This is a genomic window from Microbacterium sp. H1-D42 (assembly GCF_022637555.1).
GTDB lineage: Bacteria > Actinomycetota > Actinomycetes > Actinomycetales > Microbacteriaceae > Microbacterium.
Genome location: NZ_CP093342.1, coordinates 3,267,898 through 3,281,906, shown reverse-complemented (window position 1 = coordinate 3,281,906; position 14,009 = coordinate 3,267,898). Strand labels below are relative to the sequence as shown.

Genomic DNA, 14,009 nt, shown 5'->3' with positions numbered 1-14,009 from the left:
TCTGAGAGGCGCTTGACCTTGACGTAACGTCAAGTTTTAGCGTGGGGTATCGACAGAGAGGGGCGGATGCCATGGACTGGTCGATCCAGGAGATCGCACGACTTGCCGGCACCACCAGCAGGACGCTGCGTCACTACGACGACATCGGGCTGCTGGCCCCTGCGCGCATCGCGGGCAACGGCTACCGGCACTACGACCAGGCGGCGCTCGTGCGCCTGCAGCGCATCCTGCTGCTGCGCGAGCTCGGCCTTGGCCTGCCGCAGATCGCCGAGGTGCTCGATCGCGGGTCATCCGAGGCGTCCGCCCTCGAGACCCACCTCGCCTGGCTTCGCCAGGAGCAGGATCGGATGCTACGCCAGATCGCCTCTGTCGAATCCACCATCACCGCACTTCGAGAAGGAGAAGCCATCATGGCAGAGAACATGTTCGACGGGTTCGACCACACCCAGTACAAGGAAGAGGTCGAGAACCGCTGGGGCAAGAAGGCCTACGCCGACAGCGACCGCTGGTGGCGCGGCATGAGCGCCGATGAGCGCAGCGCATGGCAGCAGCGGGTCGCCGCCCTCAGCGGCGACTGGGCATCCGCCGCCGAGAGCGGCATCGATCCGGCATCCGATGAGGCGCAGGCACTCGCCCGCCGCCACGTGGAGTGGCTCACCGGTGTGCCTGGCACCCCGGCATCCACCCCAGGCGGCGACCTCAAGGGCTACGTGCTCGGCCTCGCCGAGATGTACGCCGCAGACGAGCGCTTCGCCGCCAACTACGCGACTTCGGCCGGCGGCACCGTCGGAGCGGAATTCGTCCGCGATGCGCTGCGGGTGTACGCGGAGGGGAACCTGTAGGTCGAGCCTGGCAACAAGGGCCCACCCGATCCGGAGGAGATCTCATGATCGGGAGGAGGGATCTCAGCATCCGATCCTCCCGAACGCGAGATCTCCTCCGCTGCGCGTGCGGCCGACTCCCCGAGCCCCGCGGGTAGTCTGGCAACACGATGAGCATCACTCGCCGCACTCTGCTCGTCGGTGCCGGCACCGGCGCCGTCGCGGTTCTTCTCGCGGCATGCACGCCGGAGCCGGAGCCGAAGCCGACCAAGACGGCCACGCCGGCGCCGAAGCCCACAGCGCCCGCCAATGTGCCCGCCCCGGCAGGCTGGGCGCGGTCGACCTGGTCGACCGACCCCTACTCCTTCGGTGCGGTCAGCTACGTTCCCGCAGGCTCCGACCCCAAACGTCGCGAGACCCTCGGGACGCCGGTCATGGAGCGGGTCTTCTTCGCAGGAGAGGCGACGGACTCGGTCCACCCGGGCACGGTGCTCGGCTCCATCGACTCGGGCCGCCGAGCGGGCATGGGCGTGCTCGCGGCAGCATCCGATTCCGAGCGCATCGCCGTGATCGGCGCCGGCGCCGCCGGTGTCGCCGCCGCACGCACCATCGGTGACGCAGGCCTCTCCGTGACCCTCTTCGAAGCCCGAGAGCGCACCGGCGGCCGCCTCCTCAGCACCGTGGACGACGACTGGCCCGTCCCCGTGCAGCTGGGCGCCTGGCTGATCAGCGAAGAGGATGTCGCGGCGCTCGATGACCGGCTCATCACGATCAGCGACAAGCGGATCCGTCTCGACTCGGCCGTCGGCTGGTCGGCCGAAGGGGCGACCGACACCGTCGACGGCACGCCCATCATCCAAGCGGTCGAGCGCGCCAGTGGCCTGCCGGCAGACCTGCCCATCACCGACGCGCTCGAGCAGAACGGCGCCGACCCGGCGGATCCTACCCTCGCCGCAGCACTGGCCTGGCTGGCCGCGACCAGCGGGGCCGACCCGACCCTGGCATCCAGCTGGTATCCGCCGGCCTTCGCGCCGGATGCCCTCAATGGGCTGACCGGCGACCTGAGCGCCTTCATCGAGGAGCTCCTCACCGAGATCGACGTGACGCTGGCCTCACCCGTCGTGCGCGTCGCGTACGACGAGCGCGGCGTCAGCCTGCGGATGGGTACGGGCGAGTCGCTGTCATTCGACCGCGTCATCGTCACCGCCCCGCTCGGCGTGCTGCAGCAGCAGGGCATCGAGTTCGCACCTGCCCTGCCGTTCGAGCATCGCGGCGCCATCGCCGACCTCGCCCCCGGGTACCTCGAGACCGTGTGGATGCGCTTCGACGAGCCGTTCTGGGAGGCAGGCGAGACCATCTGGCACGTCGTCGGAGGTGACGGTCTCATCCGCACATGGCTCAACCTGCAGCCCGTCACCGGCGAGCCTGTGCTCGTCGGTCTGGTCGGCGGCGGCGCCGCTGCGCAGTTCGCCGCACTCAGCTCACGGGATGCGAAGGTCGCCGCACTGGCGTCACTGACGTTCTTCGCACCGCCGCTCGAGCCGGACCAGGGCTGACCCGCGCGACCCCCGCTGTCGGGTGGGCGCGGCTGAGCAGCACCAGTGCTGCCGCGACGAGCGCGAAGATCGACAGCGCGACAGCGCAGCTGACGATCATCTCCGGCAGCCCTGACACCTGCCGCGAGTCGAGGAAGTAATAGGGGTACCAGCCGATCACCGCTCCGCGCCAGATCGTGAAGATCCCCCACGCGATCGGATACAGCAGCACCGCCGGCACCACCCACCACGACGCCCCACGTCGCCCAGGGCCGAGCACCCAGGCGACGATCGACCAGGCGGGGAGCACGAAATGCAGCACCACATCAGACCACGGCACCGTGATCGGGATGCCCCGCACGCCCGCCTGCCAGACGATCAACGCGAACGCCAGACCCGCGGTGATCGTCCAGCTCAGTACCAGTGCTCGCGCGGTGGTCAGCCATCGCGGATCCTCGTCAGTGCGCAGCGCGACGATGCCGGCGACGATCGCGAGTGCCGCGAAGGCAGCGTTGGACTGAATGGTCAGGTAGGCGAAGAAGTTGTCGCCGGCGATCGTCTGACCGCCCATGCCCCACAGCATCCGATGCACGAGCGCGACGATGCACACGACCGCAGCGAGCAGACGCGACCATCCGAAGATCCTTCTCGTCAGCACTCGGGCGTCTTCCTCCTGGCACCGCGGACTCATATGGAGCAGAGCCCTCAGCGGTCTCCCGAGTCTACGTAACGCCCCCGATAGAGTGATCCAGGTGACCACGCCCACGCCGCCGCGCACCGTGCTGCGCCGGGTCGCGCTCGCCGCGGCGGGTGGCATGATCGGCACTGCTGCGCGGCTCGGCCTCGGGATGCTCATCCCCGACGCCGCACTCGGCGTGCTGGTGGCCAACGTGGTCGGCTCGCTGCTGCTGGGGATGCTGGTCGCGCGCCTGCCCGCAGCAGACCTGCGCATCTTCGTCGGCACCGGCATCCTCGGCGGCTTCACGACCTACAGCGCGTTCACCGTCGATGCCGTGGGGCTGTGGTCGGATGCCCCGCTGATCGCCGCCGGCTACGTCGTCGGGAGCATCGTGCTCGGGCTCGCTGCGGCGGCCCTCGGCCTGTGGTTCGGACGGCGCCGCGGCGGCCGGGCAAGGGCAGCCGCATGAGTCCGCTGGTCTTCCTCCTCGCCGCCGCGTGCGGCGGACTCGGCGCCGGTGTGCGCTACCTCGTCGACCTTGGCGTCGCGCGGCTCACCGGAACGCGCTTCCCCTGGGGAGTGATGCTCATCAACATCACCGGCTCCCTTGCGCTGGGTCTCGTCGTCGGGGCGCTGCCCGGTGCGGCGTTCGTCGTCGGCGCCGGCTTCCTGGGCGGGTACACCACGTTCTCGACGGCGATGGTCGACACGGTCGCGCTGTGGCGGGACGGCGAGCGTCCGGCATCCATCGTCAATGCGGTGGGGATGCTGGTCGCCGGCCTTCTCGCGGCGACGGTCGGGCTGGTGCTCGGTGCGGCCCTGTGACGCTGTCGGCCTGACACTTCGCGTTCGGTGCCGGCTCGCTGACGGTTCTCAGCCGCCTCCAAGCCCCGAAATGTACAAATGTACAGAAGGGGAGTGGGGATGACCGACGCTGTGCCGCGCCGCAAGCGCGATCCGGAGAGCCGACGACGCGCGATCGTCGAGGCCGCCGCTGAGCTGATCGTCGAGATCGGCGTCGGCGCACTCACACACCGCCTCATCGCCGCCCGCGCCGGCGTGCCTCTCGGCGCCACCACACAGTACTTCGCGACCCTCGACGACCTGCGCGCCGAGGCGCTGCACTTTCTGGTCGCAGAGGTCGATCTGCGCGTCGACAGCATCCGCGCAGCTCTCGACGAGCGCGGCGCGACACCGGCCGTCCTCGCCGAACTGCTCGCGCAGGGACTCGCCGACGCGCACGCGATCGAGGCCGATCGCGCCGTCGTCACAGCCGCGGTGAACGACCCGCAGCTGCGTGAACTCGCCCGTCGCTGGTCGCAGCAGATGGCCGGCTTCCTCGTCGCCGACTACGGTCAGCAGCGCGCAGCTGCCGCAGCGATCTTCATCGACGGGGTGCTCTGGCACTCCCGCATCAATGACGAGCCGCTCTCCGAATCCTTCCTCGAAACCGCCCTCGCCGCTCTTCTCGGCGCGCCCACCCCCTGATCAAGAGAACCGCATATGTCGAACCTCTCCGTCCTGAGCCTGCGCAACCGCGCACTCATCGCGCTCATCACGATCGTGGCCGCCGTCTTCGGCGGGCTCGCCCTCACCAACCTCAAGCAGGAGCTCATCCCCTCGCTCGAGCTGCCGGCGCTCGTGGTCATGACCAGTTACCCCGGCGCTTCGCCCGAGGTGGTCGAGAACGACGTCTCGACGCCGATCGAGCAGGCCGTGCAGGGTGTGCCCGGGCTGGAGTCGACGACCGCGACGAGCACGACCAACGCGTCGATCGTGCAGGCGATGTTCACCTACGGCACCAACCTCGCCACGGCCGAGCAGAAGATGCAGCAGGCGATCAACCGCATCGCCCAGCAGCTGCCGGACGACGTCAGCCCGCAGGTGCTGTCGGTGTCGATCGACGACTTCCCGGTGATCCAGATCGCGGTCACCGGATTCGACGACCTCGAGACCGCGCAGACCGATCTCGAGAACGTGGTCATCCCCAAGCTCGAGGACGTCAAGGGCGTCAACGCCGCCGAGATCGTCGGCGGCACCGGTCAGCGCGTCACCGTCACGCCCGACGACGCGAAGCTCGCTCAGCACCAGGCGACGCCGCAGATGATCACCCAGGCGCTGCAGCAGAACGGCGTGCTGTTCCCAGGCGGATCGCTCACCGAGGGCGATGACACGTTCACCGTGCAGACCGGCGCCAAGCTCGAATCCGCCGACGAGATCGCGCAGCTGCCGCTGGTCGGCGCCGGCACCCCAGGGGCAGATCCGGTCACGGTCGGCGACGTCGCATCGGTGAAGCAGGAGGCCGACCCGATCACCTCGATCTCGCGCGTGGACGGCAAGGACGCCCTCTCGATCGCCGTGACGAAGCTGCCGGCCGCCAACACCGTCGAGGTCTCCACCGGCGTGCTGTCGGCGCTCGACGACATGCGGGAATCCTTCCCTGATGCCACCTTCACGGTGGTCTTCGACCAGGCGCCGTTCATCCAGCAGTCCATCGACACGATGGCGGAGGAGGGCCTGCTCGGCCTTCTGTTCGCCGTGATCGTGATCCTGGTGTTCCTGATGTCGATCCGCTCGACCTTGGTCACCGCGATCTCGATCCCGACCTCGGTGCTCATCACCTTCATCGGACTGCAGGCGTTCGGCTACTCGCTGAACGTGCTGACGCTCGGTGCTCTCACCATCGCCATCGGACGCGTCGTCGACGACTCGATCGTCGTCATCGAGAACATCAAGCGACATTACGTCGAGGGCGCCGACAAGGGGGATGCGATCCGTCTGGCCGTGCGCGAAGTGGCATCCGCCATCACCGCGTCGACGATCACGACGGTCGCGGTGTTCCTTCCCATCGTGTTCGTCGGCGACATGGTCGGCGAGCTGTTCCGGCCCTTCGCGATGACCGTCACGATCGCGATGGCGGCGTCACTGCTGGTCGCGCTGACCATCGTTCCGGTGCTGGCGTACTGGTTCCTCAGGCCGGGCAAGCCGCTGCTCGACGAGAACGGCAACCGGGTCGACCCCGAGGCGCCGGAAGCACCGCCGACGCGGTTGCAGCGGGCGTACCGCCCGATCCTGAGCTGGACGCTCAAGCACTCGCTGACCACTGTCGCGCTCGCCGTCGTCGTGCTGGCAGGCACCCTGGCGCTCGCGCCGCTGATGAAGGTGAACTTCCTCAGCGACTCGGGACAGAACACCATGACCGTCACGCAGGACCTCGGCCCGACCGCCAGCCTGCAGGCCGAGTCCGACTCCGCCGCGAAGGTGGAGGATGCCCTCAGCGGCGTCGACGGCATCGAGCACGTGCAGGTGTCGATCGGCTCCAGCGGATCGGCTCTGCGCGATGCATTCTCGGGTGGAGCGGGCATCACCTACTCGATCCAGACCGATCCCGACGTGGACCAGGAGCAGCTCCGCGCTGACGTGCAGGACGCCGTCGACGGTCTCGAGGACGTGGGCGACATCTCGGTGGCCGGCGCCACGGGCTTCGGATCGACTGACATCGCGATCACAGTCACCGCCGCGAACGGCGCCGACCTGCAGACCGCGACGGACGCCATGGTCAAGGAGCTCGACGGGCGCGACGGCATCGGCCAGGTCAGCGACAACCTCGCCGCATCGCTGCCGTACATCGCCGTGGTCGTCGACCGCGACAAGGCCGCGCAGCACGGGCTGTCCGAGGTCGCGGTCGGGTCGATGGTCTCGGATGCCATGCGTCCGCAGCAGATCGGCTCGGTCGAGATCGACGACACCGCGCTGACGGTGTACCTCGCCGATCCTGAGCCGCCGACCACGGTCGCCGCGCTGCAGGAGCTGATGATCCAGACTCCGCTCGGACCTGTGCAGCTGCAGGACATCGCGACGATCGAGAAGCGCGAGGGTCCGACCTCGATCACCACGCAGAAGGGCACTCGCACCGCCACGGTGACCGTGCCACCGGCATCCGACGATCTCGCTGTGGCGACCGCGTCGGTCACGGCGGCGATGGATGCCGTCAAGCTGCCGGCCGGCGCCGGCGTCGAGATCGGCGGCGTCGCCACCCAGCAGGCCGACGCTTTCTCGCAGCTCGGCCTGGCGATGCTCGCGGCGATCCTGATCGTGTACGTCGTGATGGTGGCGACGTTCAAGTCGCTGCGTCAGCCGCTGCTGCTGCTGGTGTCGGTGCCGTTCGCGGCGACCGGCGCGATCCTGCTGCAGATCATCACGGGTGTGCCGCTCGGCGTCGCCTCGCTCATCGGCGTGCTGATGCTGATCGGCATCGTGGTGACGAACGCGATCGTGCTCGTCGACCTGGTGAACCAGTATCGCGAGAAGGGGCTCTCGGCGCATGACGCGGTCATGGCCGGTGGCGAGAAGCGTCTGCGACCGATCCTGATGACGGCTCTCGCGACGATCTTCGCGCTGACGCCGATGGCGCTGGGCATCACCGGTCACACCGGATTCATCTCGCAGCCGCTCGCGATCGTCGTGATCGGCGGCCTGGTGTCATCGACCGTGCTGACGCTGATCGTGCTGCCGACGCTGTACAACCTCGTCGAGGGCGCGCGCGAGCGTCGCCGAGCACGTCGCGCCGGTGGCGAGGACGGGTCGGATGCTGTCGATGCGGGCCCAGACTCGGGCCCGGATTCGGATGCTGACGCGATCGAAGCCGCCGACGAGGGCGCGACAGAGGAGCACGCACTCACCCGTCGGGACCTCCGCTCGCGCGGCATCCCGCCCTTGGCATCCCACTAGCGCTCCGCGCGGAACGACAGGCGCAGCACCGGATCAGTGTGTGAAGTGGATGCCCCAGTGCAGCGTCCACGTCTCGCCGGGCGCGAGACGGCGCAGGCCGCGGCCGGAGTTGAACGACTCGGCGGGGCCGGTCATCGGCTCGACTGCCACCGCGCGTGCCTGCCCTGGGTAGTCCGATGCCGTGTACGACTGGATGTAGTCGAACCCCTCGCCCTGGTGCAGGGTGACGACGCGCCCGTCGGGGGCGGTGAGGGTGGTGCGGACCAGCCCATCAGCATCGCGGCGCAGGTTCGCGAAGGCGGTGTCGAGCTCGATGTCGCCGAGGCGGCGACCTTCACGCAGGTCGGTTCCGATCGCCACCGGGGACTCGCCGATCGGCAGCAGACGGTCATCGGTCTCGAAGTAGGTCTCTGCCGGGATGCGCAGCACGAGATCATGCGGATCGACATCGCCGATCGTGATGAACGGGTGCGTGCCGAGCGCCACCGGGGCGGGCGTCTGTGAGCGGTTCGTCAGCGTGTGCGTGACGTCGATGCCGGCATCCGACAGCGCGTACGTGACGCTCGTCTCGACGAGGTAGGGGTACCCGGTCTGCGGCACGACCACCGCGGCCAGCGTGACGGATTCCTCCGTCCGGGCGGCCACCTCGTAGGCGGTGAAGCGCAGCAGCCCGTGGCTGGCGTTGCGCAGGTTGGGCTCGGTGATCGCGAGTGCGCGGGTGGTGCCGCCGTCTTGCCAGATGCCATCGCGGATGCGGTTCGGCCACGGCGCGAGCACCACACCGGAGCATGCCGGCGTGGGCTGGTCGTTCGGGTACGGCGGCACGATGTCCACTCCGTCGACGGCGAGGTGCCGCAGCGAGGCGCCGACCTGTGCGATCTGTGCGGCGACGGTGCCGCGGCTCAGGTGGATCTGGATGCCGGTGGGAGAGGTCATCCTGTCATCGTACGGCTGGGGACTCTCCCAGGTGAGCCCGATAACATAGGGCGTCGGCTTCGGGCACCCGCGTATCGCGGGACGTTTCAAAGTGTGAGCCCAGGGGCCGATGGTTCATAAACCATCACATGAATGGCCCCGGCCGACGAATGCCCGGGTATGTCCGCCGTGCGCTGATCTCTGTGCGCCGCCCGCGGGCGCTGTTCTCGTGTCAGAGACAGTCAGGAAACACCCATGCCCAAGAATGGCAAGCCCAAGGGCGGACGCCCGTCCCGCAACTTCGAGCCGCGTTTCGCCAAGAAGACGTCGTTCCACGATCGTCATGCCGGCGGTCGCGACGGGGGTCGCCCCTCAGGTCGACCCACGGGTCGCGATGAGCGGTCGGATGCCGGTGAGCGCCGCTCCTACTCGAGCGACGGCCGCAGCGCTGACCGTCGCCCGGGCAGCGTCAGCCCCAAGCACCGCGGTTACCGCGCTGCCGAGGCAGGCGGAGCCGCTCCGAAGCGTCGCTGGACCGACTCCGAGCGTGCCGGCCGTGACGAGGCGCGCGGCATCCGCAACCGTGCCGAGTCCGGGCGCCGCGAGGCCCCGCACCACCGCAATGACCGTGACGACCGCGGCTTCGGTGGGCGTCGCTTCGAAGAGCGCGGCGAGCGCCGCTTCGACGACCGCCCGCGTCGCGACGAGCGCGCCGGTGCGCGTGGCGGCTTCGACCGCAGCGAGCGTCCGCGGTTCGACCGCAATGACCGCGGTGGCAACGCCCGTCCGCAGCCCGACCGCAACGACCGCCCGCGTTACGACCGCAGCGACCGTCCGGCGCGCGATGACCGCGGTGGCTACGGCCGCACTTCTGAGCGCCCGCGGTACGACCGCGATGACCGTCAGAACCGCGACGACCGCGGTGGTCGTGGTGGCTACGAGCGTCGTGATGAGCGTCCGCGCTCCGACCGTCCGTCGTACGGCGACCGTCCGGCCCGTGACGACCGCCAGCGCAGCGAGCGTCCGCGCTTCGAGCGCAATGATCGCCCGTCGTACGGCGACCGTCCGACCCGTGACGACCGCGCTGGCCGTGACGACCGTCAGAACCGTGACGACCGCGCCGGCTACCAGCGCCGCGATGACCGTCCCCGTCGCGACGACCGCGACTTCTCGCGTCAGGGGCGTGACGAGAAGCCGCGCTACGACCGTGCGGACCGCAGCGACCGTCCGGCGCGCCAGAACCGCGAGGACCGTCCGAGCCGCAGCGACTGGAACCGCACCGAGACCGTCAAGAAGCACGAGCAGCAGGACGACGTCGTGCACGAGCGTCTCGAGGCCAAGGCCGTGCAGGCGACCGAGGTCGCAGATGTGACCTTCGCCGACCTCGGGCTCGGCTCGAACATCGTCGAGGTGCTGCGCAACATGGGCGCAGAGACGCCGTTCCCGATTCAGGCGGCGTCCATCCCCGCTGTGCTCGAAGGGCGCGATGTGCTCGGCCGCGGCCGCACCGGCTCTGGCAAGACCATCGCCTTCGGCGCGCCGCTCGTCGAGCGCATCCTGAAGTCACAGGCGGGTACCCGTCGCGAGATCGGCCGCAAGCCGCGCGCCATCATCCTTGCCCCGACCCGCGAGCTGGCTCTGCAGATCGACCGCACGATCCAGCCCATCGCGCGCAGCGTCGGCCTGTTCACCACGCAGATCTACGGCGGTGTGCCGCAGGCCCGCCAGGTCGGTGCGCTGAAGAAGGGCGTCGACATCATCATCGGCACCCCTGGTCGCATCGAGGACCTCATCGAGCAGCGCAAGCTCGACCTCTCCGACGTGCGGGTCGCCGTGCTCGACGAGGCCGACCACATGACCGAGCTCGGCTTCGTCGAGCCGGTGCAGCGCATCCTGCGCAAGACGGCCGATGGCAGCCAGAAGCTGCTGTTCTCGGCGACGCTCGACCGCGAGGTCGCAGCGCTCGTGGACGAGTTCCTGGTGGATCCTGCTGTGTACGAGGTCGCCGGTGAGGATCAGAACTCCGGCACGATCGAGCACCGTGTGCTCGTCATCGAGCACCGCGACAAGGCCGAGGTGCTCACGTCGCTGGTCGACCGCGAGGGGCAGACCCTCGTCTTCGCGCGCACTCGCGCCTATGCCGAGATGCTCGCTGAGCAGTTCGAGGACGCCGGTATCGCCGCCGTCTCGCTGCACGGTGATCTGAACCAGGCCAAGCGCACCCGCAACCTGCAGAAGCTCACCGCGGGCAAGGTGCAGGTGCTCGTCGCCACGGATGTCGCCGCCCGCGGCATCCACGTCGACGACATCGACCTGGTCGTGCAGGCCGACGCTCCCGACGAGTACAAGACGTACCTGCACCGCTCGGGCCGCACCGGCCGTGCCGGTCGTTCGGGCCGCGTGGTCACGCTGATCACCCGTCAGCGTCGGCGCCGCATGGAGGATCTGCTGAACCGCGCCGAGATCGACGCGCCGTTCGAGCAGGCCGCACCCGGCGACGACGTGATCGATGAGATCACCGGTCGCGTGCTGACCGCCGCAGAGCTCACCGCCTGAGCCCTGCCGCAACTCCGGAGAAGCCGCCGGATTCGAGTCCGATCGGGCTCGAATCCGGCGGCTTTGTCGTTGCTCTCCGGAGTTGCGGCGTGGCTGGACCCTTGTCTTCGATCAAATGAACCTGTACGTTGTCGGTCGTATGATGTTTACTTCCGACAATGGAGTTGTATCGATGAAGATTCCCCATCGCTATCCAGCGATCTTCGCTGCGATAGCACTGACAGCAACCGGAGTCATTGCGGCCTCGCCTGCGCTGGCCTCGGCAGATGAACTGACCGTTGTGGTCGCCCCCGACGGCAAAGCCTCTGCGCCCAGCGGCGACAAGGTGGTGAAGAGCATCGCGGCCGCCAAGAAGTTCGTGAAGAACAAGGGGGCGAAGCAGGACGTCCGTGTCATCCTGGCCGGCGGCACGTATGAATTGGATGAGCCACTGCGGTTCGATTCGAAGGACGGCGGGCGTGACGGCCACACGGTGACGTGGGCGGCCGCAGCCGGTGAGAAGGTCGTCCTCTCAGGAGGAGACGAGGTCTCCGGCTGGCGGCTGCATGATGCCGCTGCGAACATCTGGGTTGCTGACGTGGCCCCTGGTACGCAGTCGCGTCAGCTGTACGTGGATGGCAAGTCCGCGAAACGCACCCAGATGCTGCTCGCGCAGGACAAGAAGGATCGGGCGCACCTGGAGTGGACTGACCAGGGCATCAACTTGCTCGATGACCGGTTCGGCGACCTCAGCGCCTTGCAGAATCAAGGTTCTCTTGAGATCGTCAGCATGGGCTCGTTCACAGACCGGGTATCGCCGGTCGCCTCGATCGAGGGCGACACCATCAACATGGTGCAGCCGGCGTGGGAGAACAACAACGTCGGCTACGACACCCTCAAGTCTCCGTACAACCGCGGGGCGCTCTACCTCGCGAATGCCTACGAGTTCTTCGAGAGCGCTGGCGAGTGGTTCCTCGATTCTGATGACGGTCAGGTCTACTACAAGACGGCGCCGGGACAGGACATGGCAGAGCTCGACGTGCGCCTGCCGCACCTGGAGACTCTGATCGAGGTCGGTGGAACCTACGCGAAGCCCGTGACAGGGCTCCGATTCGAGGGGCTCGCGTTCGCCGACACCACGTGGAATCGGCCGAGCTCGAAGTGGGGATACGCCGATCAGCAGAGTGGTGCCCACATCGTGAAGGACTACGACGTGCCGGATGACTACCTGACCGAGTGCCAGGACGGCTGTCCTGAGTTCGAGGAGACCCGGAACGAATGGTGGCAGATCCCGGCCGCTGTGCAGGTCTCGGCAGCATCTCGGATCGGCTTCGCTGGCAACACGTTCGAGAGCCTCGGCTCCGTCGGACTCGGCGTCGGCATGGACCCCAACGCACACGCGACCGGCGTGGGCTATGGAGCTGCGGACATCGACATCACTGGAAACACGTTCCAGGAGATCGCCGGTTCGGGGATCGTCGTCGGCGGAATCCAGCCGGACGCGCACCACCCGACTGACGCACGCATGATCGTCAGCGACGTCACCATCGAGGACAACCTGATCACGCGGATCGGTCAGGGCTATCGCGACAGCGCCGGAATCCTGTCCACATACGTCACGCGTGCCGAGATCAGTCACAACACTCTGACGGACCTGCCGTACGACGGCATCGACATCGGCTGGGGCTGGGGCATCAACGACCCAGGCGGCAATCAGTACTACAAGGATGCGGGGCTCTACGAGTACCAGCCGGTGTACGACACCCCGACCACGTTCCGTGACAACCACGTCGCGTACAACCTGATCTACGACACCAAGAACGAGATGCACGATGGCGGCAGCATCTACACGCTGTCAGCGAGCCAGGGAACAGTGATCGAGCGCAACTACATCTACGACAGTCGCGAGACGTTCGGGATACTCATCGACCAGGGGTCGCGCTACATCGAGACGCGTGAGAACGTCATCCTCGGCAGCAGCCGCTACATCTACGTCAACGCCGACACCGAGGGGCCAGAGATCTTCAACACGCTTGACCTGAACTTCGTCAGCAACTGGTGGGACGGTGGACGCGAGCGGTACGTGCGCGAGCCCGAGTACCGCACCTACTGGACCGACAACGTCGACCTCAATGAGGTGGAGCGAGAGGACTGGCCGGGCGAGGCGAAGATCGTCATGGCTGAAGCCGGCGCGCGGACCGAGAACGGCGAGCGCCCTGTGTCGGTGTTGGTGTCGCCGACATCGGCCGGACCTCACTCCGGCGTCGAGTTGAGGGTGGATGCCGCTGACCGTGGCGGACTGGATCGCATCGTCGCCAATGTCTACAAGGGCGGTGCGCTCGTCAAGAGCACGCAGGCGAAGATCGACGGCGCCACCTCGGCCAGTCACAAGGCAGCGCTTGATCTCCCCGACGGGGACTACACCGTCAAGTACAACTCGAGGGACGTGGCCGGCAACACCTCGGCGACCGGTGTCTACGAATTCACCATCGACACCACGGCCCCGACGGCGACTGTGAAGGATGGTGCTGAGTTCACGGAGGGTGACGACAGCGGCTATGACGTCGTCAGCTTCAAGTTGCACGACCAGGGCAAGATCGACCGCGTCGATATCAACGGCGTCGAGAAGGATCTCACGGACGCCGTGTGGTCGGACGTCAACGCCGTCAAGGCAGGCACGCTGGGTGCTGTCAGCGGCGAGAACACCCTGACCGTGCACGATGTCGCGGGCAACACCGCACAGGTCAAGTTCGTACTGAAGTGAATCGCTGCCGTCGGATTCGAGTCCAATCG

The 14,009-nt window shown here is 67.9% G+C and carries 10 protein-coding genes; 8 read left to right on the top strand and 2 right to left on the bottom strand.

Features of this window, described 5'->3' with window-relative positions:
- Positions 1–71: 71 nt before the first annotated feature.
- The gene (locus MNR00_RS15475; protein ID WP_241926802.1) at positions 72–842 is read left to right on the top strand and encodes a MerR family transcriptional regulator; all 771 of its coding nucleotides are present in this window, start codon (positions 72–74) and stop codon (positions 840–842) included.
- 149 nt (positions 843–991) lie between these two features.
- Positions 992–2,377 carry an FAD-dependent oxidoreductase gene (locus tag MNR00_RS15470; RefSeq protein ID WP_241926801.1) on the top strand — a complete coding sequence of 462 codons (1,386 nt, stop codon included), beginning with the start codon at positions 992–994 and terminating at the stop codon, positions 2,375–2,377.
- Here MNR00_RS15470 and MNR00_RS15465 read toward each other — a convergent pair.
- Positions 2,298–3,014: a Pr6Pr family membrane protein gene (locus MNR00_RS15465; protein ID WP_241926800.1), complete on the bottom strand. Its 717-nt coding sequence runs from the start codon at positions 3,012–3,014 to the stop codon at positions 2,298–2,300. The two genes, MNR00_RS15470 and MNR00_RS15465, sit on opposite strands and share 80 nt — an antisense overlap.
- A gap of 94 nt (positions 3,015–3,108) precedes the next feature.
- Here MNR00_RS15465 and MNR00_RS15460 point away from each other — a divergent pair, with 94 nt between their 5' ends.
- The 4 genes from MNR00_RS15460 to MNR00_RS15445 all read left to right on the top strand — a co-directional run bounded on the left by MNR00_RS15460 (position 3,109) and on the right by MNR00_RS15445 (position 7,766).
- On the top strand, positions 3,109–3,504 hold the full coding sequence (locus MNR00_RS15460; RefSeq protein WP_241926799.1) for a CrcB family protein: 396 nt from the start codon (positions 3,109–3,111) through the stop codon (positions 3,502–3,504).
- A complete protein-coding gene (locus MNR00_RS15455; RefSeq protein ID WP_241926798.1) occupies positions 3,501–3,860 on the top strand; it encodes a CrcB family protein in 360 nt (119 codons plus the stop codon). Before MNR00_RS15460 ends, MNR00_RS15455 begins: the two co-directional genes overlap by 4 nt.
- A gap of 99 nt (positions 3,861–3,959) precedes the next feature.
- Positions 3,960–4,523: a TetR family transcriptional regulator gene (locus MNR00_RS15450; RefSeq protein ID WP_241926797.1), complete on the top strand. Its 564-nt coding sequence runs from the start codon at positions 3,960–3,962 to the stop codon at positions 4,521–4,523.
- A gap of 15 nt (positions 4,524–4,538) precedes the next feature.
- On the top strand, positions 4,539–7,766 hold the full coding sequence (locus tag MNR00_RS15445) for an efflux RND transporter permease subunit (protein WP_241926796.1): 3,228 nt from the start codon (positions 4,539–4,541) through the stop codon (positions 7,764–7,766).
- Between the two features lie 33 nt (positions 7,767–7,799).
- Here the strand turns inward: MNR00_RS15445 and MNR00_RS15440 are convergent, their stop codons facing one another.
- Positions 7,800–8,702 carry an aldose 1-epimerase family protein gene (locus MNR00_RS15440; protein ID WP_241926795.1) on the bottom strand — a complete coding sequence of 301 codons (903 nt, stop codon included), beginning with the start codon at positions 8,700–8,702 and terminating at the stop codon, positions 7,800–7,802.
- 234 nt (positions 8,703–8,936) lie between these two features.
- Between MNR00_RS15440 and MNR00_RS15435 the strand changes: the two genes are divergently transcribed.
- Entirely contained in the window at positions 8,937–11,237 is a 2,301-nt protein-coding gene (locus MNR00_RS15435; RefSeq protein WP_241926794.1) for a DEAD/DEAH box helicase, read from the top strand.
- Between the two features lie 172 nt (positions 11,238–11,409).
- Positions 11,410–13,980, top strand: a complete 2,571-nt coding sequence (locus MNR00_RS15430; protein WP_241926793.1) for a right-handed parallel beta-helix repeat-containing protein — start codon at positions 11,410–11,412, stop codon at positions 13,978–13,980.
- Positions 13,981–14,009 lie beyond the last annotated feature (29 nt).